This window comes from Pseudoalteromonas sp. 2CM36K, from assembly GCF_023161865.1.
Taxonomy (GTDB): Bacteria; Pseudomonadota; Gammaproteobacteria; order Enterobacterales; family Alteromonadaceae; genus Pseudoalteromonas; species Pseudoalteromonas tetraodonis.
Map to the genome: position 1 here is coordinate 112,397 of NZ_JALNTK010000004.1, position 22,795 is coordinate 135,191.

Below are 22,795 nucleotides of genomic sequence, written 5' to 3' on the forward strand. Positions count from 1 at the left end.
GGCTTTTTTAATTGTCTAACGACTATTTAAATCACAACCTACACTGCGGATTTTTACCTTGTGCTTTAGCTGTTTTTTGCTCGCTAAGCGCTTTACTCATTTGCGATTGTAAATTTGCAATACGGCTCGTTGGTGCTGGGTGAGTTGATAAAAACTCTGGCGTAGCTCCACTGCCCGCTTGGCTCATATTTTGCCAAAGCGTTACAGACTCTTTAGGGTTAAACCCTGCTTGCGCCATAAGATCTAAACCAATTGTATCTGCCTCTGACTCATGTGAGCGACTAAAGGGTAAAACCACACCATATTGAGCGCCTAAACCAAGGCCTTGCATAATTTCATTACGGTATTGCACGTTACCCATTTCAAGCGCCGCATTGCCCAGCTGCATACCCGTTTGTAAAATAGAACTTTGTGAGACCCGTTCATTTGAATGCTCAGCAATCACGTGTCCAACTTCATGGCCCAAAACAGTGGCAACCTGATCTTGATTTGTGGCTATTTTTAAGAGCCCCGTATGTACACCAATATAACCGCCAGGCAATGCAAAGGCGTTTGCAGATTCATCTTCAAATACCACCACTTCCCAATTTTGAGATGCATATTCTGTAGGAAGCACGGCCACTACTTTTTCAGCAATGCAATTGACGTAACTGTTTACTTTTGGGTCTTTATTTATCGGCTGCGTTTTTTTTATCTCTGCAAAACTGGCAGTGCCCATTTGAGTCATTTGCTGATCTGAGTAAAACGCAATTTGCGTGCGCCCAGTTGGTGATGTTTTACAACCTACTAATACTGCACTGGCAAGTACTGCCAAAACCAATTTCTTCATTATAATGCCCTAAAAAAGTTTGTTACTGAGTATAGAATAGCAAACGCAGTGTTAGTTTAAAATCTTTGCTTTTTGCGATTAAACAATTAAGTTAGCAGGCAAACTAAGTTTATCCAACGCCATTGCCCTGCTATACTGCCCAACCTATATTCGTTGTTTTGAGTTTTTAAATGAGCGCTTCGGCTTCTTCTTTTAATACCCGTATTTTATTGCCTTTATTAGCCAGTATTGTAGCAATCACGCCTTTAGCCATCGATATGTACTTACCGGCTATGCTGGTAATTGCCAACGATCTCAATACTAGCATGCCAAATGTTCAAATCTCGTTGAGTATCTATTTAGCAGGTTATGCATTGGGAATGTTATTTTTTGGCCCCATAGCCGATCAAATTGGCAGGCGTAAACTGGCACGAATAGGGCTCAGTTTATTTGGCTTGAGTTCACTCGCTTTAGCATTTACCACTGAAGTGCATACTTTTTGGCTGTTAAGAGCAGTACAGGCATTTACAGGGGCGGCAGCTACGGTTGTAGTTCCAGGAATTATTAGACACATATATCAAAAAAATACTGCTAAGGGTATGTCGTACGTGTCTATGATTATGATGATAGCGCCGTTACTTGCCCCCTCTATCGGCTCGGTTATTTTAGGCTTTTCGGTATGGTCGACTATTTTTATTGTTTTAGCGACCTATAGCTTTGTTATTTTACTTTTTGTGCAACGTTACTTAATCGATATTCCAATATTTAAAAATGAGCGAAAAGGATTAGCATTATTCTTCTCAAGTTATAAAGTGGTATTAAGTAATACGCACGCCCGCGCCGATATTTTAAGCTCGATGTTTGTGTCGTTTGGCTTTTTTTGCTTTTTAACGTCCGTCCCTTATATTTACCTCGACCTATTTAAAGTATCAGAACAATTGTTTGGCCTGTTATTCGCTTTTAATGTAATGGCGTTGATGTTTGGTAATTTTTTAAATACTCGCGTAGTGCCACGTATTGGCTCACGCAAAATGCTTTATTATGGCTTAATGTGTGGCTTTATCTCTGGCGCAGCATTACTTAGCTTTAGCGTATTAAACTTGTCACTTTACTTTATTGTTGCGGCTATTGCTCCGTTGATGATGAGCCTAGGTATAATAGCAAGTAACGCAGATTCATTGATTTTGATGAAATTTGAGCAAAATACAGGGACTGCAACGGCGGTTATTGGCACCTTACGTTTTGGTAGTGGCGCATTAGTAGGCCCTATATTAGCGGTAATGCATGCACAAAGTGCAGTTCCATTTTCAAGTTTAATGTTCAGCGCAGTTGTACTCACTATCCTAGTGCAGTTAGTTCATTATTTTAAAGACAAAAAAAATGCCTCATAATGAGGCATTTTTTAATTGTATACTTAATTAAGCATCAGCTGCTTTTGATACCATAACCATTGCAGGACGTAATAAACGACCGTTTAATGTGTAACCTTTTTGCATTACTGCTAACACAGTATTAGGCGTCACATCATTACTTGGCTGAATCGACATTGCTTGATGAAAATCTGGGTTAAACTGCTCACCTTGTGGGTTTACAATTTCAACGCCAAATTTAGCCACTGCATCGTTAAAGCTTTTTACTGTCATATCAATACCTTCTAACAAAGGCTTAAGCGTTTCATTTTCTTTATCAGAGAACTCAATAGCACGCTCTAAGTTATCTATAACAGGGAGTAATTCATTAGCAAACTTTTCAAGTGCAAATTTGTGTGCTTTCTCAACATCTTGTGCAGCACGACGACGCATATTGTCAACGTCAGCAGCAGCGCGAACGACGCTATCTTTCTGATCTGCAATAGTTTGTTTTGCCGCTTCTAACTCAGCATATAACATTGCAATTTCTGCTTCAGGGCTTTGCTCTTGCTCGGCGTGTTGTTCTGCTGCTTCTACTGCAGCCTCAACGTCGGCTTCCATTTGCGCCACTTCTTCGTTCAATTCTACTTCTTGCTCTGGGTTTTGTGTCTGCTCAGACATAAAATATACGCTCCAATTCTTTACAACTGCGGTAATTATGGGGATTGAATAAAAAGATTCAAGAGCCCGATGGCTCTAATAATTTAAATTCTTGGATTATTTTCTCTAATTGCGCTGATTTCGGACAAATAACACAAAAACGACTTTGATATTCCTGATTTTGAAAGTACGGCACAGTGATCACAATGAGATCATCACAGGTGCTAAAAGGTAAGTTTTCAGCACTGAGAATAGAGACCCCGTTTTTAAATGCGAGCTTATCTTCCACAAAATTTAAAAATGAAACACCAATATTAAGACTTTGCTCACAATCTATTTTTTTATAAAGGTAGTTTTCGCCCACCACAATACTGTTATCTGAACCTAATTTTTGGCTTAGTTCACGCGTCCATTGAGTTAAAGAGTCATGACAATTGCGCGGTGCCGTATTCGCCATTGCCTGCATTCGATAAAGCCCTTCAATTAAAGATTGTTGGCTAAAAACCGTATTAAGCCAAGTTGCAAACTCGTATCGTTGGTTATCACTAGGATCGTGAGGCTTATTAATGCAAATATTGTGGCTCTGGCCTGCTCTATCTAATAACAATACAAGCCAGTTATTAGCGTCAAAGTCGAGTACTTCTACTCTAAATACCTGTTGAGTTCTAACTTGAGGTAGCCCCACACAACAGCATACTTGGTAACGTTGACTCAAGCCATGTGCCAATTCAACTAACTCAGCCTGCTCAGGCTGCCAATAATTAGCAATATCATTGAGCGTAAAAAACTCATCAAACCAATAGTCAAACCCATCATTGGTTGGCACTCGGCCAGCCGATGTATGTGGTGAATACAACAAGCCTATTTTTTCAAGGCGCGCCATCGCGTTACGCACAGTGGCAGAGCATACCGCCATACCTTTTTGCTTTGCAATTTTTGTTGACGGCACAGGTAAGCCATCGCCATTACAGTACATACTCATAACAGCGGCAAATATTTGCTGATCTCGTGGGTTTAGTTTCATGTTATCTACATCTTTACGCATAGCTGTTATATCGGGGCTAAGTATTATTATTTCAAGTATAAAAAATACAATAAATCTAAATTTTACAGTGAATTAATTAAATCCGCTGGTTATTATTAAGATCTGTGTTTTCAAACACTTCTGTTTTAGGTTACTCTACAAATATTAGAACTCTCAGTGTATTTATTATGGACTCTCCCTTTAACACTATCGGCTTGATTGGTAAGCCAAATCATCCTAATGCTGCCGCTACTTTACAACGATTACATACGTTTTTATTAGCTTTAGGCTTTGAGGTGATTGTTGAAAAACGTACAGGGAGTCAACTTAGTGATGTACCGAGCGACAAACTCGTAAAGCTCGTTGATTTAGGCGAGCGTGCCGACTTGGCGATTGTGGTTGGAGGCGATGGCAATATGCTGGGTGCTGCACGGGTGCTTGCTCGCTTTGATATAGCCGTAATTGGTGTAAATAGAGGTAATTTAGGCTTTTTAACCGATTTAAATCCAGAAGGGTTTGAGGGTAGCTTAGAACAGGTACTCAGCGGCGATTACATTGAAGAAAAACGTTTTTTATTAGAAGTTGAAGTGTATCGTCATAACGAACTTAAAAGCGCTAATTCTGCAGTAAACGAAGCAGTGCTTCATGCTGATAAAGTAGCACATATGATTGAGTTTGAAGCCTTTATAAACGATGACTTTGTATTTTCTCAACGCTCCGACGGTTTGATTGTGTCGACTCCAACAGGCTCAACGGCATACTCTTTATCGGGCGGTGGGCCTATTTTAACACCAGAGCTTAATGCAATGTCACTGGTTCCGATGTTTCCACATACTTTATCAAGTCGCCCTTTAGTGGTAGATGCCGATAACGAAGTACGTTTAAAGCTTAGTTTAGAAAATACCGATAGCTTACAGGTAAGTTGCGACAGCCATGTTGTACTTGCCGTATTACCCGGTGATGAGGTCGTTATTCGCAAAGCAGATAGAAAATTACGCTTAATCCACCCAAAAAATTATTCTTATTATAATGTGCTACGTAAAAAGCTAAATTGGGGTAGCCGGTTATACTAATTTTATTGCCAAATATGCAACTTTAGCGCAAAATATTGGACTAGAAGTTTTAAATATCATCAGGAAAAAGTAGTAATGAGTTATGTAGTATTTCTTGCTTTATTATTATTAATTACTTTACTTGGCAGTTACTTGCTAATTGAGAGTAATCGAAAAAAAACCATTGAAGCAAAGAAAAAGCTGTTTAACGAGCGCGTAGCAAGTACTCAATCACGTTTAAAAATAAAACTAAACGAGTTACTTGATGCAAAAGTCATTAGTGCTAAACACCTTCCTCGAATTCAAGCCGTTGTCAGTAATTTTTTTGTGGTACAGCCACACACTGATGAAAATTTAAACAGGCTAGAGTCGCTATGCGATTTACTTATTAATATTCTTAACGAAGAACTAATAAAAACCTATAAAAATAATAACAGCCAAGCTTTTTCCGATACCACTCAATATTTTATAGCAGAGTTACCAGCTCAAGGTATTTTATATAATAAAAACTTTTATCAAGAAGTCCTTCCTACGCTAATTTTAAAGTTAAAAACTGAAGACGTAGCGCAACCAGTTGATAGTATTGACCTTAACGATGAAAACCTCCCTATTGATGAAGAAAAAAAAACATTAATTGAGTCCAGCCTTGCTTAAAATATAGAAATTTAATTTGCAAAAAACCAAAACACTGTATAAATTAACAGTTAATTCACTGGATGGATGAACAGTATGTTAATTGGTTTAGAAATTAAAAATTTTGCAATCGTAAGTAATTTAAGCACAGAATGGCATTCGGGTATGACCGCTATCACCGGTGAAACGGGAGCAGGTAAATCAATCGCCATTGATGCATTATCATTGTGCCTTGGAGAACGAGCAGAGGCATCAGCTGTGCGCCCAGGCACTGATAAAGCCGAGGTAAGTGCGCAATTTGATTTAAGCAATTTGCCACACGCTCATGCATTTCTAGAAGAGAACATGCTTAATAATGACGATAACGAATGTCTACTTCGTCGAGTTGTTTGCAAGAATGGCCGCAGCAAAAGCTACATTAATGGTAGCCCTGTCACCGCTGCACAGCTAAAAGAGCTAGGCCAATATTTAATTTCTATACACGGTCAACATGCACACCAGCATCTATTAAAAGCAGAGCATCAATTACAGCTACTTGATGCTTACGCCGGGCACCAAAATCTAGTTAATGCTGTAAGCCAACGCTATAAACGTTATGCTGATTTACAAAAAGAATTTAAACAACTAGAACACCAACAACAACAACAAGCTGCGCAAAAACAATTATTAGAATATCAAGTGGCTGAGCTTGATGAATTTGCGTTGCAAGCTGGTGAGTTTGAACAAATAGAAGCAGAGCATTATAAGCTCAGTAACAGCCAAACTATTTTGCAATCTTGTCAGCGCGAGCTACAACATTTATACGAAAGTGATGAGCAAAATGCGTGCTCTCTTTTACAACACAGCGCACAACAATTTAATGAACTTGCACATTATGATGAAACCCTGGCCAATGTAGCAGCATTACTGACAGAAGCAGCGGTTCAAGTTGAAGAAGCAAGCAGAGAAATACGCAATTATACTGAACAAGCTGACTTAGATCCTACTCGCTTAACGGAAGTAGAAAACAGACTCAGCGGCGCTATGGATTTAGCAAGAAAACACCATATAAAGCCACAAGAGCTCGTTGAGTTTCATCAAAATGTAACACAAGAACTAGACTCTATAAGCAGTAATAGTTCGCGCCTCGAACAGCTTGAAGGTGAAATTGCAGCAGCCCTTGAAGATTATCAAACGGCTAGTGAGGAATTAAGTGCTAATCGTCATCAATACGCCAACACGCTAAATGGCTTGATCAGCGAAAGTATGGCTAACTTATCTATGGAAAATGGCGTATTTGAAATAGCTCTTACAGCACATACCGATCGCTCTCCTAATAGTTTAGGTTTTGATAATGTATCGTTTTTAGTATCAACAAACCCAGGGCAACCATTACAACCTCTAGCAAAAGTAGCCTCTGGTGGTGAATTATCACGCATTAGTTTGGCTATTCAAGTTATTATTGCCCAAAAAGTAACGACTCCAACACTTATATTTGATGAAGTAGATGTCGGTATTTCTGGCCCTACAGCTGCTGCAGTTGGTAAACTGCTGCGCCAACTAGGTAAGTCTACGCAAGTAATTTGTGTGACCCATTTACCGCAAGTGGCCAGTAGCGCTCATCAGCAGTTTTTTGTTGCCAAAGAAATTGCAGACGGTGAAACATTTACGCATATGCTGGCATTGAATAAAGATGGTCGAGTAAATGAGATTGCTCGATTACTGGGTGGTGATAACATTAGCAAAACAGCTAAAGCAAATGCAAAAGAGCTTATAAAAGCGCACGGATAAAGTGAATCGCTTTACAGTGCGTTACCTTGATACGGTGAGGATACATTAATGCAAACGACGGTCATTTATTTTGGCTTAGTAATTAACTGGCTGCTACTGATTGTCAGTATACTTTTGGCTGTTTTTAGTAAGTTTAAACATACACAATTTAAGCAGAGCTTATATCGCTTTTTAAATGTGGCATTAATTGTACATATTGTTATTGCTGTTATGTTAGTTTTTAGCAGCACAGCTATTAGTGGCTTAATAACACTAAGTTGGTTAGTTATTGGCCTACAGCTTGTTTGTAACGTTATTTGCTATAAAAGTGTGAAACGCCGACAAGCCAGAGTGAAACCGAGCCTAGATCACTTCTCGATGGATTAACTAACAGCGCGTTTAAAAAAAGCCCACAATCTATGTATTGCGGGCTTTTTTATTTGTAAAATCTTATAATTGTAAATAGCTAGGTCAAAACCTAGGTCCCTTTTTATAGACCTTAAACACCGGCTATGGAACCATAAATATTTACCTTTGTTTGTAAAACTGAGGAAATAAAAAAAGCAAACCCGAAGGTTTGCTTTTGACTCCATTCTAACAAAAGCATTATTTACACTTTTAAATAATCCATAATGCCTTCTGCAGCGTTACGCCCCTCAAATATAGCGGTGACCACTAAGTCTGAACCACGAACAATATCGCCACCAGCAAATATTTTAGGATTAGTAGTTTGATGTGTAAATTCACCTTGCTCGGGTGCATTAATACCACCCCAGTGGTTAATTTCTACGTCGTACTGCTCTAACCAATCCAATTTATGTGGCTTAAAACCAAATGCCATAATCACTTGTGTGGCTTCAATAATATGCTCTGAACCCGGTACTTCCTCAGCGCGACGGCGGCCGTTTTCATCTGCCTCGCCAAGCTGAGTTTTTACCATTTTAACACCGGCTACAGCACCTTTGTCATCAAGTACAATCCCTTTAGGCTGAACGTTATAAGTAAAAATTACGCCCTCTTCTTTGGCATTTTTTACTTCGCGTTTTGAACCAGGCATGTTCTCTTCATCACGACGATAAGCACACGTTACTTTTAACGCGTTATGACGAATGGAGGTACGCACACAGTCCATTGCTGTATCACCACCACCTAGTACCACTACTTTTTGATTTGCCATATCAATGCAGGCTTGTTTAGACTCATCGTAACCCATAACACGGTTAGTGTTACCAATTAAAAATGGCAGGGCATCATGCACTCCCGGTGCATCTTCGTTCTCAAGCCCCGCTCGCATACTCTGATAAGTCCCCACGCCCAAGAATACGGCGTCATACTCATTAAGTATTTCATCCATACTAATGTCTTTACCTACTTCGACATTAAGCTTGAATTCAACACCCATTTCGGTAAATATTTCACGACGTTTTTGCATGACTTCTTTTTCTAATTTAAAAGAAGGAATACCAAAGGTTAACAGCCCACCAATTTCAGGGTGACGGTCAAATACCACAGGCTTTACGCCATTACGCACTAAGATATCTGCACAGCCCAGGCCCGCAGGCCCTGCGCCAATAATGGCAACTTTTTTATCAGTCCATGTCACATAGGACATGTCTGGTTTCCAGCCCATTTTAAACGCGGTGTCGGTGATGTATTTTTCAATATTACCGATTGTTACTGCACCAAACTCTTCATCTAATGTACATGAGCCTTCGCATAAGCGGTCTTGCGGGCATACTCGTCCACACACTTCTGGCAAACTGTTAGTACGGTGCGATAGCTCAGCGGCCTCTAAAATGCGCCCTGTACGGATCAGTTTTAACCATTGTGGAATATAGTTATGTACTGGACATTTCCACTCACAATAAGGGTTACCACAATCAAGGCAACGATCCGCTTGTGAATTAACCTGATTTTCTGAAAAGGGTTCATAAATTTCTACGAACGATTTTTTACGCGACGAGATTGGTTTTTTGCGTGGGTCTACACGCTGCACGTCTATAAATTGATATACATTTTCGCTCATACTGCCCCCTTATTGCGCCTGAACACGTAGTTCGGCGCTACTGCGAGCGCGGTGCCCGAGTAAACTTTTTACGTCACTTGATTTAGGTTTTACTAATTTGAACATCGGTAAATAAAGTTCAAAGTTAGCTAAAATAGTTTCTGCTCTGCATGAGCCTGTTAGCTCTAAATGATCAGCAATTAAGCCGCGTAAATGCTCTTGATGTGAACTTAAGTCATCTAAAGTAACCACTTCAACCAACTCTGGGTTAATGCGTTTCTCAAAATCACCTCGTTCATCTAAAATGTAAGCGAAACCACCGGTCATACCTGCACCAAAGTTCACTCCTACATTACCAAGTACACACACAACGCCACCGGTCATGTATTCACAACCGTTATCACCTACGCCCTCAACAACGGCTTGCACGCCTGAGTTACGTACAGCAAAACGCTCGCCTGCACATCCTGCTGCAAACAATTTACCGCCGGTTGCACCATATAAACAGGTATTACCAATAATTGTTGCTTTATGACTTTCAAATGACGAACCCAGTGGTGGGCGAATAACTAGCTTACCGCCCGCCATGCCTTTACCAACGTAATCGTTAGCATCGCCAACCAAAGTCATTTCAAGGCCACCAGCATTCCATACACCGAATGACTGACCAGCTGTACCATGTAATTCAATAACTACTGGATCTGCGGCCATGCCTTGATTACCGTGTTTATCAGCAATATACCCAGAAAGCATAGCGCCAACCGATCTATCGGTATTACAAATACGACTTACTAATGAAATGCCACTTGAGTTATCTATTGCCTCTTGCGCCTTACCAAGTAAGCTCTCATTTAACTCACCTAAATAATGCGAGCTATTTGGTGCACTGCAAAACAAAGTTTCACCCGTTGGGTTATTTGGCTGAGCGATAACCGCTGATAAATCTATTTTTTGCTGCTTCGCTGTTTTGCCTTCAATGGCTTCGAGTAAGTCTAAGCGACCAATTAAATCGGTTAGGTTTGCAACCCCTAAACTTGCCATAATTTCGCGCGCTTCTTGAGCAATAAACTTAAAGTAGTTCATCGCCATTTCTGGCAGACCATGATAATGCTTTTGACGTAATGTTTCGTCTTGTGTTGCCACACCTGTCGCACAGTTATTTAAGTGACAGATTCGTAAGTATTTACAGCCTAATGCCACCATAGGCCCTGTGCCAAAGCCAAAACTTTCGGCGCCTAAAATGGCCGCTTTGATGATATCAAGGCCCGTTTTTAAACCACCATCTGTTTGCAGGCGAATACGATGGCGAAGGCCATTTTCTACCAAGGCTTGCTGTGTTTCAGCAAGTCCCAACTCCCATGGACTGCCAGCGTATTTAACCGAGGTTAATGGACTTGCACCTGTGCCACCATCATAGCCTGAAATAGTAATTAAGTCGGCATACGCTTTCGCTACACCGGTTGCAATTGTGCCAACACCCGGTTCAGATACCAGTTTTACAGAAATCAATGCATTCGGGTTTACTTGTTTTAAGTCAAAAATCAGCTGGGCTAAATCTTCGATAGAATAAATATCGTGATGCGGCGGAGGTGAAATAAGTGTCACACCCGGTACCGAGTAACGAAGCTTGGCAATATAGGGAGTGACTTTTTCACCTGGTAGTTGTCCGCCTTCCCCTGGTTTAGCGCCTTGTGCCACTTTTATTTGAATAACATCAGCGCTACGTAAATAATGGGGCGTTACACCAAATCGACCCGAGGCTACTTGTTTAATACGTGAATTTTTTTCTGTACCGTAACGCAGCTTATCTTCGCCACCTTCACCAGAATTTGAGCAGCCACCTAAACGATTCATGGCAATTGCGAGTGCTTCATGCGCTTCTGGCGATAATGCACCAATACTCATGGCCGCTGAGTCAAACCGTTTATAAAGCTCAGTGGCAGGCTCTACCTCATCAATGCTTATACCCTTTTCTGGCAGCTTTAATGTCAACATATCGCGCAGAGTCGCAACTGGACGGTGATTAACTAGCTTTGCGTATTCGCTGTAATCACTGTACTCGCCGCTACGTACTGCTTTTTGTAACGTTTGAATCACATCAGGATTGTAAGCATGGTACTCGCCGCCGTGAACGTATTTAAACAAGCCACCATGGCTTAATAATTTACGTTTACTAAGCGCCAGTTTATGCAAGCTTTGCTGATCGTCATCAAAGTCGCTAAAACACGCCCCTTTAATACGACTCGCCACGCCTTTAAAACACATCTCAACAATAGCGTCCGATAGACCAACCGCTTCAAACAACATTGAACAACGATATGAAGCCACGGTACTAATGCCCATTTTAGACATGATTTTGTACAAGCCTTTATTAATTGCTTGACGATAAGCCAGTGTAACTTCACTGTATGACTTATTAATTACCTTGGTATCGCTCATAGCCACAAGTGACTCGTACGCTAAATACGGGTAAATTGCGGTTGCACCAAATCCAAGTAGTACCGCAAATTGATGCGCATCGCGAACGCTACCAGTTTCAATAATAATATTTGACTCACAGCGTAAGTTATTATCTACCAAGCGTTTTTGTACCGCACCCACCGCCATAGCAGCAGGAATAGGTAATTGATTGTCATCAAAGTTACGATCCGTTAATACCAGCATAATGCAGCCAGATGCGGCTTTTGCTTGTGCTTCATCACAGATGCGCTTTACCGCATTCTCAAGGCCTTCTTCTACGGTATAAGTAATATCAATCTTACAATAGCTGTAGTGCGCTTCATCGGCGTTAAGTAGCTGCTGCATATCAGCGTACATTAAAATAGGCGTATCAAATTGCAGGCGTTTAGCGTGCCCTGTTGTTTCATTAAATACGTTTTGCTCACTGCCAATACACGTTGCAAGCGACATCACATGGTTTTCACGTAACGGATCAATTGGCGGATTAGTAACCTGAGCAAACTTTTGACGGAAATAATCATAAAGTGAACGGTGCCCTTCGCTCAGTACGGCAAACGGCGTATCGTCACCCATTGAGCCAGTGGCTTCTTGCCCATTTTCACCCATGACACGAATGACGCTGTCTAGCTCTTCGTTAGTATAGCCAAACATCTTTTGGTATTTGACAAGGGTTTCATCATCAAATGAGCGATTGCCCGCATCTTGCTCGGTAAGTGCTTCAAAAGGCGTTAATCGTTTAACGTTTTCTTCTAACCACGACTTATAAGGGTGGCGTGATTTTAAATCTTGGTCAATTTCATCTGAATGCCAAATTTTGCCTAATTTAGTATCAATAACGAGGAGTTCGCCCGGGCCAACACGTCCTTTTTCGACCACTTCGTCAGCGGTGTAATCCCATATCCCAACTTCAGAGGCTAAAGTAATAAAGCCATCTTGAGTAATGATATAGCGCGCAGGGCGCAGGCCATTACGGTCTAAGTTACAGGCAGCAAAACGCCCATCCGACATAACAATCCCTGCAGGGCCATCCCACGGTTCCATATGCATAGAATTAAAATCATAGAATGCGCGAAGGTCGTCATCCATAGCACGGTTTTTTTGCCATGCTGGCGGTACCAGCATACGCATCGCACGGAATAAATCCATACCACCGGCTAAAAACAGCTCTAGCATATTATCGAGGCTAGATGAGTCAGACCCTGTTTCATTAACAAACGGCGCTGCGCTTTGTAAATCAGGAATAAGCGGCGAAGCAAATTTATAAGAGCGTGCACGGGCCCACTGACGGTTACCTTCAATAGTATTAATTTCACCATTGTGCGCTAAATAACGAAATGGTTGCGCTAAAGGCCAGCGAGGCTGTGTGTTTGTAGAGAAGCGTTGATGAAAAACACAAATAGCACTGGTCATGCGAATATCAGCAAGATCGAGATAAAAATTTGGCAAGTCAGCAGGCATCATTAAGCCTTTATAGATGGTGACTAGCCCAGATAAGCTCGCAATATAAAATGATTCATCATCCATCAAGCGCTTTTCTGCACGACGACGTGCAACATATAAACGTCGCTCTAAATCTTTAGAACGCCAGCCTTCAGGCGCACTAATAAAAATTTGTTCAAACCCAGGCAATTGCTTTAGGGCTATAGGTCCTAACATTGATGGATCGGTAGGGACAACACGCCAACCTAAAATATTAAGCGTTTCTTTTTCTAGTTCTTCGCTTAAAACATCTTTAGCTGCTTGTGCTAATACCGGATCAGCATTGAGGAAAATCATCCCAACGGCGTAATTTTTACCTAAATGCCAATTATTTTCAGCAGCAATAGCACGAAAGAAGCTGTCTGGTTTTTGAAGTAACAAGCCACAACCATCACCCGTTTTACCATCAGCAGATATACCGCCCCGGTGCTGCATGCGATCTAAACCGGTGATCGCCGTACGGATGAGTCGGTGACTCGCTTTGTTATTAACTTGGGCTATTAAGCCAAAGCCACAATTATCTTTTTCTAGTTTTGAGTCATATAACATGGACCCCTCCCCTTGCTGCACTGTTAACGTGGATGAACGGCTCGACGATTTGCTAACAGACGATCAAAATTAGCGTTATTCCTAACCTGAGTCAATATCTTTCTGAATATATATTCATTATATTGAATATATTTCAACTTCATTAAAAATCATAAAACAATGCTAAATATTAACATTTGAGTAGATATTGGATCGAAAACTTTAATGACACCGGTGTTATTTTTAAGAACTTGTAAATAAAGCCTCCTCACAATAAGCAGTTTACGTAAACGTAAACGAGCCAAAATATGAATAACTATTCACCGAATATCATTCCATCATTTTTGCTTTATTCGTAATACATCTAAACATGACATTTAATTACATCGACTTTTACTAGCACATAGTTTATTCAATGAATTTGCACGTTAGTCTTATGCTATGCATTAATTATCAACTTTCTTTGCTTTACGTTGAGGTAATCTCACCCCGCAGCGGACACTTTTTATGTCCGCGGACATATAAAAAGAAAGTTTAAAAATAAAAAGTAATTAAATTCAACAAGATAAAAAATGGCACGCTATTCGAATATCGCATAACTACATAAATTTTGAGGGCATTGAATGTTTACTATTGGCTTATTTTTAATTTCACCAATTATTCTGTTTATTGCCTCGCTAATGATTACTGTGTTTGAAAAACACTAAGCAAAGAGAACAAATAATGATTAAAGACACTAACGGGCAAGACACGCAAATCTCACGACCTATAAATTTTAAAAAATACATCAGGCTGTTTATATTTATTGTGGGCTTAGTTGCTCTATGTGTATATGCATTATTAAATACTGATCAAGAAGGTACTATCTCGGTTTATAGAGTAAGCCTACAAATAGCCACAGAGATGCGCCAATCGCTAATACGCGATGCTGCAGCCAGCGGTAAAATTGTGGCCGCCAGAGCACCAAAAGTTTACAGCCCTGAACGAGGCTTTGTTTCATTGAAGGTAAATGCTGATGACTCAGTAAAACTGAATGATGTAATAGCCATGGTTGAGAGCCCCAAGTTCACAAACGAATTAAAGCAGCAACACTGTTTTAGCTCGTCTTGAGGGCGAGCTACGATTTTTATTAGCCGATGAACCAACTGGTAATCTCGACAGCCTTATGGCTCGTCAAGTAATGGAGCTGCTTAAACAAATAAATCGTGATGGCGCAACCATTGTCATGGTCACCCATGATGCAGAACTTGCTCTGCGTGCCCCTCGAAACATTCAAGTTGTAGACGGTCAACTTGCTGATTTCACCTTGTACCAAGGTGCACAAAACCTTAAAAAACGAGTTCGTTCAAGGCTATGGTTGGTTTGCTAAACTTCCACCACCTATAATAACGACGGTTGACTGGCATTCATTACTCGATCAATTACAAAGCCAATGGCAATTTAATTTCGACCTTCAAAAAGACATCACTACACAAGCCGATCAAACCCAAATAGAACAATTGCTCATTAACCTGTTGAAAAATGCACATGAATCAGAGTCGCTAGCAGAGCATATTAGTTTAAAAGTAACACAAGATAGTCTCGGCACTCATATTAATGTGAGCGACAAAGGAAAAGGCATGAGTGAAACAGTTATGGCCAGTGCGCTTATCCCTTTTTGTTCTACCAAGGTGGCAGGAAGTAGATTAGGTTTGGCACTGTGTCGAGAAATTATTGAAGCCCACCATGGGCAAATTAGCCTACACAATCGGGACGTCGGCGGGATCAGTGTTTTTGTAAGTTTACCTTGAGAGTTGTTTAGCTTTAAGGCTGAAAACTCATCCAATTTAGAAATGATACAATCGCGTTCTGAAGTTTATGACCTAGGGAGCTAAGTAAAAACCGCGAAAAGCTGCCTACTCATTCGGTACTGTCATCGTATAAGCAACTATGAGTAAATACTTTATAGACATAAAAAAAGCTGCAAATTGCAGCTTTTTTTTACCTAAACGCTTATTCAGCGTCTGCAGGTTTATGCTTTGCAGCTGTTTCAGTGATCAGTGGTTGTAATTCACCACGTTGAAACATTTCAATGATAATGTCACAGCCACCAATTAACTCGCCTTCAACCCAAAGTTGCGGGAAGGTAGGCCAGTTAGCGTAAGCAGGAAGCTCTGCACGAATGTCTGGATTAAGTAAAATATCCACATATGCAAACGGTTCACCGCACGACATTAATGCTTGTGATGCTTGTGAAGAAAAACCACAATTAGGCAGTTTTGGTGATCCTTTCATGTATAAGATGATTGGGTTTTCAGCAATTTGCTGTTTAATTTTATCGATGGTTTCCATTTACAACCTCAAAATGACGATAGCGAACACATTAGGCCTTGAAAAAGTTTCACTGTGGCCTCAGATATATAAATTAACATAGGCAATTAAAGCCTCAATCTTAAATAGCTTTAGCAAGAGCATTGCTGTTTGCTAAAACTTGAGTAAAATACTCAACAATTATAGTAACACTATATTCCTGTTTGGTATAGATAAGTGCCCTGTTTGCGCAGGCATTACGTATTACTAAATAGACTATCAACCAAAAGAAGATGGAGATAAAAAATGGCATTTGAACTACCGTCACTACCGTATGCAATTGATGCACTTGAGCCACATATTTCACAAGAAACGTTAGAGTTTCACCATGGTAAACACCACAACACTTATGTGACTAAACTTAACGGTTTGATCCCAGGCACTGAGTTTGAAGGTAAATCACTTGAAGAGATCGTATGTTCTTCAGAAGGCGGTGTATTTAACAACGCTGCTCAAATCTGGAACCACACTTTCTACTGGAACAGCCTATCTCCAAATGGCGGTGGCGCTCCAACAGGTGCAATTGCTGATGCAATTAACGCTAAATGGGGCTCATTTGACGCATTTAAAGACGCGTTAAACGACAAAGCAGTAAATAACTTTGGTTCAAGCTGGACGTGGTTAGTTAAACTAGCAGATGGTTCACTAGATATCGTTAATACATCTAACGCTGCAACACCATTAACAGATGCAGGTGTTACACCAATCCTAACCGTGGATTTATGGGAACACGCATACTACATTGATTACCGTAACGTGCGTCCAGATTACCTTAAAGGTTTCTGGTCACTCGTTAACTGGGAATTCGCGAACGCTAACTTCGCATAATTAGTTTTAAACTAACCTTTAAAAAGACGCTTAGGCGTCTTTTTTTATGTCCGCTACTTTATTTGATTAAGGTTATACGTAGGTTGTTTTTTAAAAGTGCATCATGATCATTTTTCATATAAATTTTTAATTTTATTGCACAAAAATTTAAATTCGTGACTAGACTTTAAATGGTGAATACATTTTCCAAGTAGGTTTCGGAGGTCATTATGACTATTTTTGATCACTACCAAGCACGTTATGAATCAACACAAGAAGAAGAGTACAGTGTTGCTGAGTTTCTAGAAATTTGTAAAACCGATAAGTCTGCTTATGCCAGTGCTCCTGAAAGATTACTGATGGCCATTGGCGAGCCTAAAATGGTAGATACCGCTACCGATACTCGTTTAAGTCGCTTATTTTCGAACCGTGTTGTTGCACGTTACCCTGCATTTGCCGATTTTTATGGTATGGAAGACGCCATTGAGCAAATTGTTTCTTATCTAAAACACGCCGCGCAAGGATTAGAAGAGTGTAAACAAGTGCTTTACTTGCTTGGTCCGGTAGGTGGCGGTAAGTCATCGATTGCTGAAAAGCTAAAGTATTTAATGCAACAAGTGCCTATTTATGCAATTAAGGGCTCCCCGGTTAATGACCATCCGCTGTCATTATTTGATCCCGTTGAAGATGCCAGCCTACTCGAAAAAGAATATGGAATTAAGTCTCGTTACCTCAAAACGGTAATGTCGCCATGGGCCGCAAAACGTTTACAAGAATTTAATGGTGATATTAGTCAATTTAGAGTGGTTAAACGCTTCCCATCAATTTTAAATCAAGTTGCGATTGCTAAAACAGAGCCCGGAGATGAAAACAATCAAGATATTTCTGCTCTTGTCGGTAAGGTCGATATTCGCCAACTTGAACACTTTGCACAAAATGATCCTGATGCTTATGCCTATTCAGGCGCATTATGTTTAGCCAACCAAGGCTTAATGGAATTTGTGGAAATGTTTAAAGCCCCCATAAAAGTGTTACACCCACTGCTAACAGCCACACAAGAAGGTAACTATAACGGCACAGAAGGCATAAGCGCCCTGCCATTTAACGGCATGATACTCGCCCACTCTAATGAATCAGAATGGCAAACCTTTAAAAACAATAAAAACAACGAAGCCTTTTTAGACCGTGTTTATATTGTTAAGGTCCCTTATTGCTTACGAGTGACCGAAGAAATTAAAATTTACGATAAGCTGATTGAACACAGTGAGCTTTACAACGCCCCCTGTGCGCCAGGTACACTTAAAATTTTAGCCCAATTTACCACTCTTTCGCGCTTAAAAGAGCCGGAAAACTCAAGCATTTACTCTAAAATGCGAGTTTACGATGGTGAAACCCTTAAAGACACCGACCCAAAAGCGAAGTCGTATCAAGAGTATCGTGATTACGCTGGTGTTGATGAGGGCATGACCGGCCTTTCAACCCGTTTTGCGTTTAAGATTTTATCGCGAGTATTCAACTTTGACACCACCGAAGTGGCCGCCAACCCTGTGCATTTGTTTTATGTGCTTGAGCAGCAAATTGAGCGTGAACAATTTAGTGCCGAGGTTGAAGAACGTTATTTAAGCTTTTTAAAAGGCTATTTAATTCCACAATATGTTGAGTTTATAGGTAAAGAGCTACAAACCGCGTACTTAGAGTCATATTCAGAATATGGCCAAAATATTTTTGACCGCTACGTTATTTATGCTGATTTTTGGATTCAAGATCAAGAATACCGCGACCCTGATACAGGGCAATTATTTGACCGTGATGCACTCAACGCTGAGCTTGAAAAAATAGAAAAGCCTGCAGGTATTTCAAACCCTAAAGATTTTAGAAATGAAATTGTTAACTTTGTGCTGCGTGCTCGCGCTCATAACAATGGCAAAAATCCGCTGTGGACGAGTTATGAAAAACTACGCACGGTTATTGAGAAAAAAATGTTCTCAAACACGGAAGACTTACTCCCTGTTATTTCATTTAATGCAAAAACATCAGCTGAAGATCAGCAAAAGCATGAGGACTTTGTTAATCGTATGGTTGAAAAAGGCTACACGCAAAAACAAGTGCGCTTGCTATCTGAGTGGTATTTACGGGTTAGAAAATCGCAATAACCTTCATAATTGCAGTTTTTAGGAGGTCATTATGGCGCATTTTATCGACAGGCGTTTAAATGGCAAAAACAAAAGCACAGTTAACCGCCAGCGTTTTATTAGGCGTTATAAAAAGCAGATCAAAGAAGCGGTGTCTGATGCGATCAATAAACGCAGTGTCACTGATTCAAGCTCTGGAGAGAGCATCTCTATTCCGCAGCGTGATATTAGCGAACCTACTTTTCATCAAGGTAGAGGCGGTAATAGAGAGCAAATACACCCTGGGAACGATCAGTTCTCTACTGGCGACAAAATAGAACGCCCTAAAGGAGGCAAAGGCGGTGGCGCAGGCGAAGGTGAAGCAAGTGACTCTGGCGAAGGCCAAGATGAATTTGTTTTTTCTATCTCTAAAGATGAATACCTTGATTTGTTATTTGAGGATTTAGAACTCCCTAATTTGCAAGAAAATCAGCTTGATAAGCTAGTGCAAATGAAAACCCATCGCGCTGGGTTTTGCAGTGATGGTATGCCCAGCAATATTGATGTAGTGCGCTCATTACAAGGCTCTCTAGCTCGTCGTATTGCAATGACCGCAGGTAAAAAACGCCGCCTTAGCGAGCTTGAGGGGCAACTAGCACTGCTGCTTGAACAACCACACTGTGATAAAGCCGCTGTGGCCTTATTACAAAAAGAAATCGACACACTCAAACAGCAAATAAAAACCGTGCCCTTTATCGATAATTACGACTTACGTTTTCGTAACTACGACAAGCAACCACACCCAACTAGTAAAGCGGTGATGTTTTGTATTATGGATGTGTCAGGTTCGATGGATCAAGCAACAAAAGACATGGCAAAGCGCTTTTACATTTTGCTTTATCAGTTTTTAACTCGCAGCTACAAAGACATCGACGTTGTGTATATTCGCCATCATACCCAAGCCAAAGAAGTTGATGAGCAGGAGTTTTTTTATTCACAAGAAACAGGCGGTACCATTGTTTCAAGTGCACTAAAACTGATGAATGAAATAATAGCTGAGCGCTATAATGCTGATGAATGGAATATATACGCAGCACAAGCTTCTGATGGCGATAATTGGGCCGATGACACGCCCCAATGTGGACACATTTTACGTAATAAAATACTTAAAGCTGTTCGCTATTTTGCCTATATAGAAATTACCACACGTGCCCATCAAAGTTTATGGCGCGAGTATCAAAGCATTAGCCAAACGAACAGTAATTTTGCCATCCAACATATCCAAGGTGTTGAAGATATTTACCCTATATTTAGGGAGCTATTTAAAAAAGGTCGTCAACAGCAAGGGGCTGCATAGCCAAAGCGAGGTAGCATTATGAACGATAATCGAATAAGTGATGGGCCCGATTGGACCTTTGAACTATTGCAACAATACCAAGACGAAATAGCCCGTGTGGCTGAGCATTACAAGTTAGACACCTACCCTAACCAAATTGAAGTAATCACCGCAGAACAAATGATGGATGCCTACTCAAGTATAGGCATGCCCATTGGCTACACTCACTGGTCGTATGGTAAAAAATTTATTCAAACGGAGCAAAATTATAAACGCGGCCAAATGGGACTTGCGTATGAAATTGTGATTAATTCCAACCCCTGTATTGCTTACCTAATGGAAGAAAACACCCTTCCGATGCAGGCACTGGTTATGGCACATGCTTGCTACGGGCATAACTCATTTTTTAAAGGTAATTATTTATTTAAAACTTGGACTGATGCAGGCTCAATTATTGATTATTTATTGTTTGCTAAAAACTATATTAGCCGCTGTGAAGAAAAGTACGGTATTTCCGAAGTAGAAAGCATACTCGACTCATGTCATGCATTAATGAGTTACGGTGTTGATAGGTACAAACGTCCACAACGAATTTCGTTATTTGAAGAACAAAAGCGTCAGCAAGAACGGGCTGAGTATTTGCAATCACAAGTTAACGAATTATGGCGTACCATTCCTTCTCAACAGCAAGAGTCAAAAAAACACGAACGCCACTTCCCGCAAGAGCCACAGGAAAATATTCTGTACTTTATTGAAAAAAATGCCCCTTTACTCGAGTCATGGCAGCGAGAAATCGTCAGGATAGTGCGAAAAATATCGCAATACTTTTATCCGCAAAAACAAACCCAAGTAATGAATGAAGGTTGGGCCACTTTTTGGCACTATACTATTTTGAACCATTTATATGATGAGGGAAAACTAACCGACTCATTTATGTTGGAGTTTTTACAAAGCCATACTAATGTTGTGTACCAACCTCCATACAATAGCGATTATTACTCGGGTATTAACCCCTATGCACTGGGCTTTAATATGATGGTTGATATACGTCGTATTTGTGAAAACCCAACAGAAGAAGATAAACGCTGGTTTCCTGAGCATGCGGGCAGTGACTGGCTCGAGACACTCCACTTTGCAATGCAAAATTTCAAGGATGAGAGTTTTATTAGCCAATTTTTATCCCCTAAGCTGATTCGGGACTTTAAATTATTCACCATAGTCGACCATGCTAGTAACCCACATTTAGAAATAGGCGCTATTCACGACGATAATGGCTACAAATCGGTTAGAGAAGCACTTTCTGCACAATATAACCTTAGTAATCATGAGCCTAACATACAAGTTTACGATGTTGACTTACGCGGCGACCGCTCTTTAACCCTACGATATGTACCCCATAATGCTATTCCACTGGCTAACTCCCATGGGGAAGTATTAAAACACCTTTACAGACTATGGGGCTTTAAGGTAAAACTGGAACAGGAGTCAAATTCGGGTGAGATTTCAACCATTGGTCAATGTCCAATTGATGATTCACGCCATACAACAGAGTAAAAATAATGGACAAAAAAAAGCTTCTTGTACTGATTGATTCGGTTGAATTTGCAAAAACGTCATTGCAGCACGCTAAACAAAAAGCGCTGCAAGGCAATAAACATATTGATATTGTTGCATTTAGCTTTGAAGAAACCAGCAATATTTTATTTTCTCTGTCGCCAGAACAATTGCTTTCACTCCAAGATAAATGCCTTTCATCATTAAGGGCTCAGTTGGAGCCACTGATTAGCGCTGAACTGGAGGGTTGCAGTTATACCTTTCAAACCGCATGGCATGAAGCCCCCGAGCAGTGGCTTAACGAAGATATTAATACTGATGATTACGAAATGGTGATAAAAACACGCCATATCGACAGCGATAGCCAATTTAGTGAGCTTGATTGGCAACTTATCCGCTTTACACCCATCGCTTTGTATTTAGCGGCAGATAACAAATGGCGCAAGCATACCAACATACTCGCTGCACTTGATTTAGCTAGCGAAAAAACCGCAAAACATAAACTTAATCAGTCAATTATTAAATATGGTCTAGCATACGCACAGCGAACAGACTGTGAATTTTATGCCGGCTACACAGTGTATATTTCTCCAATATTAAGAGATTTAGGCTTAGTATTTTCAGAAGAGCAACTAGTCAATGCCTTTGAGAAATTACCTCAATCACAGCAACAACTCATTATTGATAATAACTTACGCGACAAACTTTATATTAAAGCGGGTTTACCTGAGCAGGTGATCCCAAGCTTAGCAGCCAAGCTCAATGCTGATTTAGTGATTATAGGATCTGTTGGGAATGTAGGAATTAAAGCAAAACTCATTGGTAATACTGCAGAAAAAATAATGCGCTTACTTAAAACTGACTTGCTTATTTTACCCCCCAATTAAAAAA

Annotated in this window: 17 protein-coding genes and 2 pseudogenes; 13 read left to right on the forward strand and 6 right to left on the reverse strand. The window is 40.4% G+C overall.

The window, feature by feature from the left end:
* Positions 1-31: 31 nt before the first annotated feature.
* Complete coding sequence (locus MTN97_RS03715) at positions 32-829, reverse strand: M48 family metallopeptidase (protein ID WP_248473714.1); 798 nt, start codon at positions 827-829, stop codon at positions 32-34.
* Between the two features lie 170 nt (positions 830-999).
* On the opposite strand from MTN97_RS03715, the gene MTN97_RS03720 reads away from it, so the two are divergent.
* A complete protein-coding gene (locus MTN97_RS03720) occupies positions 1,000-2,199 on the forward strand; it encodes a Bcr/CflA family efflux MFS transporter (protein ID WP_013465163.1) in 1,200 nt (399 codons plus the stop codon).
* A 27-nt stretch (positions 2,200-2,226) separates the two neighbouring features.
* Here the strand turns inward: MTN97_RS03720 and grpE are convergent, their stop codons facing one another.
* Positions 2,227-2,838: a nucleotide exchange factor GrpE gene (gene grpE, locus MTN97_RS03725; RefSeq protein ID WP_013465165.1), complete on the reverse strand. Its 612-nt coding sequence runs from the start codon at positions 2,836-2,838 to the stop codon at positions 2,227-2,229.
* Positions 2,839-2,896: 58 nt separating this feature from the next.
* Complete coding sequence (locus tag MTN97_RS03730) at positions 2,897-3,862, reverse strand: HrcA family transcriptional regulator (protein ID WP_248473715.1); 966 nt, start codon at positions 3,860-3,862, stop codon at positions 2,897-2,899.
* 167 nt (positions 3,863-4,029) lie between these two features.
* Between MTN97_RS03730 and nadK the strand changes: the two genes are divergently transcribed.
* The 4 genes from nadK to MTN97_RS03750 all read left to right on the forward strand — a co-directional run bounded on the left by nadK (position 4,030) and on the right by MTN97_RS03750 (position 7,662).
* The gene (gene nadK, locus MTN97_RS03735) at positions 4,030-4,914 is read left to right on the forward strand and encodes an NAD(+) kinase (RefSeq protein ID WP_076922469.1); all 885 of its coding nucleotides are present in this window, start codon (positions 4,030-4,032) and stop codon (positions 4,912-4,914) included.
* Positions 4,915-4,989: 75 nt separating this feature from the next.
* The gene (locus tag MTN97_RS03740) at positions 4,990-5,547 is read left to right on the forward strand and encodes a hypothetical protein (protein ID WP_248473716.1); all 558 of its coding nucleotides are present in this window, start codon (positions 4,990-4,992) and stop codon (positions 5,545-5,547) included.
* 75 nt (positions 5,548-5,622) lie between these two features.
* On the forward strand, positions 5,623-7,296 hold the full coding sequence (gene recN, locus MTN97_RS03745; RefSeq protein ID WP_248473717.1) for a DNA repair protein RecN: 1,674 nt from the start codon (positions 5,623-5,625) through the stop codon (positions 7,294-7,296).
* Positions 7,297-7,344: 48 nt separating this feature from the next.
* Positions 7,345-7,662, forward strand: a complete 318-nt coding sequence (locus MTN97_RS03750) for a hypothetical protein (protein ID WP_248473718.1) — start codon at positions 7,345-7,347, stop codon at positions 7,660-7,662.
* 223 nt (positions 7,663-7,885) lie between these two features.
* On the opposite strand, the gene MTN97_RS03755 is transcribed toward MTN97_RS03750, so the two are convergent.
* Together MTN97_RS03755 and gltB are read right to left on the reverse strand one after the other, a co-directional pair.
* On the reverse strand, positions 7,886-9,301 hold the full coding sequence (locus tag MTN97_RS03755; protein ID WP_138626306.1) for an FAD-dependent oxidoreductase: 1,416 nt from the start codon (positions 9,299-9,301) through the stop codon (positions 7,886-7,888).
* 9 nt (positions 9,302-9,310) lie between these two features.
* Positions 9,311-13,768, reverse strand: coding sequence for a glutamate synthase large subunit (gene gltB / locus MTN97_RS03760; protein WP_036982359.1), 4,458 nt, complete (start codon positions 13,766-13,768; stop codon positions 9,311-9,313).
* Positions 13,769-14,470: 702 nt separating this feature from the next.
* On the opposite strand from gltB, the gene MTN97_RS03765 reads away from it, so the two are divergent.
* The 3 genes and pseudogenes from MTN97_RS03765 to MTN97_RS03775 form a co-directional block, all read left to right on the forward strand.
* Positions 14,471-14,857, forward strand: coding sequence for a hypothetical protein (locus MTN97_RS03765; protein ID WP_248473719.1), 387 nt, complete (start codon positions 14,471-14,473; stop codon positions 14,855-14,857).
* A pseudogene (locus MTN97_RS03770) lies at positions 14,853-15,116 on the forward strand (ABC transporter ATP-binding protein); the annotation flags it as partial. The gene MTN97_RS03765 and the pseudogene MTN97_RS03770, both read left to right, overlap by 5 nt.
* Positions 15,082-15,537: pseudogene (locus tag MTN97_RS03775) on the forward strand (sensor histidine kinase); the annotation flags it as partial. The pseudogenes MTN97_RS03770 and MTN97_RS03775, both read left to right, overlap by 35 nt.
* 202 nt (positions 15,538-15,739) lie before the next feature.
* Here the strand turns inward: MTN97_RS03775 and MTN97_RS03780 are convergent.
* Entirely contained in the window at positions 15,740-16,078 is a 339-nt protein-coding gene (locus MTN97_RS03780; protein WP_008113155.1) for a Grx4 family monothiol glutaredoxin, read from the reverse strand.
* A gap of 264 nt (positions 16,079-16,342) precedes the next feature.
* Here MTN97_RS03780 and MTN97_RS03785 point away from each other — a divergent pair, with 264 nt between their 5' ends.
* The 5 genes from MTN97_RS03785 to MTN97_RS03805 all read left to right on the forward strand — a co-directional run bounded on the left by MTN97_RS03785 (position 16,343) and on the right by MTN97_RS03805 (position 22,791).
* On the forward strand, positions 16,343-16,924 hold the full coding sequence (locus MTN97_RS03785) for a superoxide dismutase (protein ID WP_010388603.1): 582 nt from the start codon (positions 16,343-16,345) through the stop codon (positions 16,922-16,924).
* 209 nt (positions 16,925-17,133) lie between these two features.
* Complete coding sequence (locus MTN97_RS03790; RefSeq protein WP_013465180.1) at positions 17,134-19,056, forward strand: PrkA family serine protein kinase; 1,923 nt, start codon at positions 17,134-17,136, stop codon at positions 19,054-19,056.
* A 31-nt stretch (positions 19,057-19,087) separates the two neighbouring features.
* Positions 19,088-20,371 (forward strand): YeaH/YhbH family protein, encoded by a 1,284-nt coding sequence (locus tag MTN97_RS03795; protein WP_024602945.1) that lies wholly within the window; start codon positions 19,088-19,090, stop codon positions 20,369-20,371.
* A gap of 18 nt (positions 20,372-20,389) precedes the next feature.
* On the forward strand, positions 20,390-21,904 hold the full coding sequence (locus MTN97_RS03800; protein ID WP_248473720.1) for a SpoVR family protein: 1,515 nt from the start codon (positions 20,390-20,392) through the stop codon (positions 21,902-21,904).
* A 5-nt stretch (positions 21,905-21,909) separates the two neighbouring features.
* Positions 21,910-22,791 carry a universal stress protein gene (locus tag MTN97_RS03805; RefSeq protein WP_069439622.1) on the forward strand — a complete coding sequence of 294 codons (882 nt, stop codon included), beginning with the start codon at positions 21,910-21,912 and terminating at the stop codon, positions 22,789-22,791.
* Positions 22,792-22,795 lie beyond the last annotated feature (4 nt).

Coding starts and splice junctions, on each gene's coding strand:
- MTN97_RS03715 (WP_248473714.1), bottom strand. CDS start 829: ATGAAGAAATTGGTTTTGGCAGTACTTGCCAGTGCAGTATTAGTAGGT.
- MTN97_RS03720 (WP_013465163.1), top strand. CDS start 1,000: ATGAGCGCTTCGGCTTCTTCTTTTAATACCCGTATTTTATTGCCTTTA.
- grpE (WP_013465165.1), bottom strand. CDS start 2,838: ATGTCTGAGCAGACACAAAACCCAGAGCAAGAAGTAGAATTGAACGAA.
- MTN97_RS03730 (WP_248473715.1), bottom strand. CDS start 3,862: ATGCGTAAAGATGTAGATAACATGAAACTAAACCCACGAGATCAGCAA.
- nadK (WP_076922469.1), top strand. CDS start 4,030: ATGGACTCTCCCTTTAACACTATCGGCTTGATTGGTAAGCCAAATCAT.
- MTN97_RS03740 (WP_248473716.1), top strand. CDS start 4,990: ATGAGTTATGTAGTATTTCTTGCTTTATTATTATTAATTACTTTACTT.
- recN (WP_248473717.1), top strand. CDS start 5,623: ATGTTAATTGGTTTAGAAATTAAAAATTTTGCAATCGTAAGTAATTTA.
- MTN97_RS03750 (WP_248473718.1), top strand. CDS start 7,345: ATGCAAACGACGGTCATTTATTTTGGCTTAGTAATTAACTGGCTGCTA.
- MTN97_RS03755 (WP_138626306.1), bottom strand. CDS start 9,301: ATGAGCGAAAATGTATATCAATTTATAGACGTGCAGCGTGTAGACCCA.
- gltB (WP_036982359.1), bottom strand. CDS start 13,768: ATGTTATATGACTCAAAACTAGAAAAAGATAATTGTGGCTTTGGCTTA.
- MTN97_RS03765 (WP_248473719.1), top strand. CDS start 14,471: ATGATTAAAGACACTAACGGGCAAGACACGCAAATCTCACGACCTATA.
- MTN97_RS03780 (WP_008113155.1), bottom strand. CDS start 16,078: ATGGAAACCATCGATAAAATTAAACAGCAAATTGCTGAAAACCCAATC.
- MTN97_RS03785 (WP_010388603.1), top strand. CDS start 16,343: ATGGCATTTGAACTACCGTCACTACCGTATGCAATTGATGCACTTGAG.
- MTN97_RS03790 (WP_013465180.1), top strand. CDS start 17,134: ATGACTATTTTTGATCACTACCAAGCACGTTATGAATCAACACAAGAA.
- MTN97_RS03795 (WP_024602945.1), top strand. CDS start 19,088: ATGGCGCATTTTATCGACAGGCGTTTAAATGGCAAAAACAAAAGCACA.
- MTN97_RS03800 (WP_248473720.1), top strand. CDS start 20,390: ATGAACGATAATCGAATAAGTGATGGGCCCGATTGGACCTTTGAACTA.
- MTN97_RS03805 (WP_069439622.1), top strand. CDS start 21,910: ATGGACAAAAAAAAGCTTCTTGTACTGATTGATTCGGTTGAATTTGCA.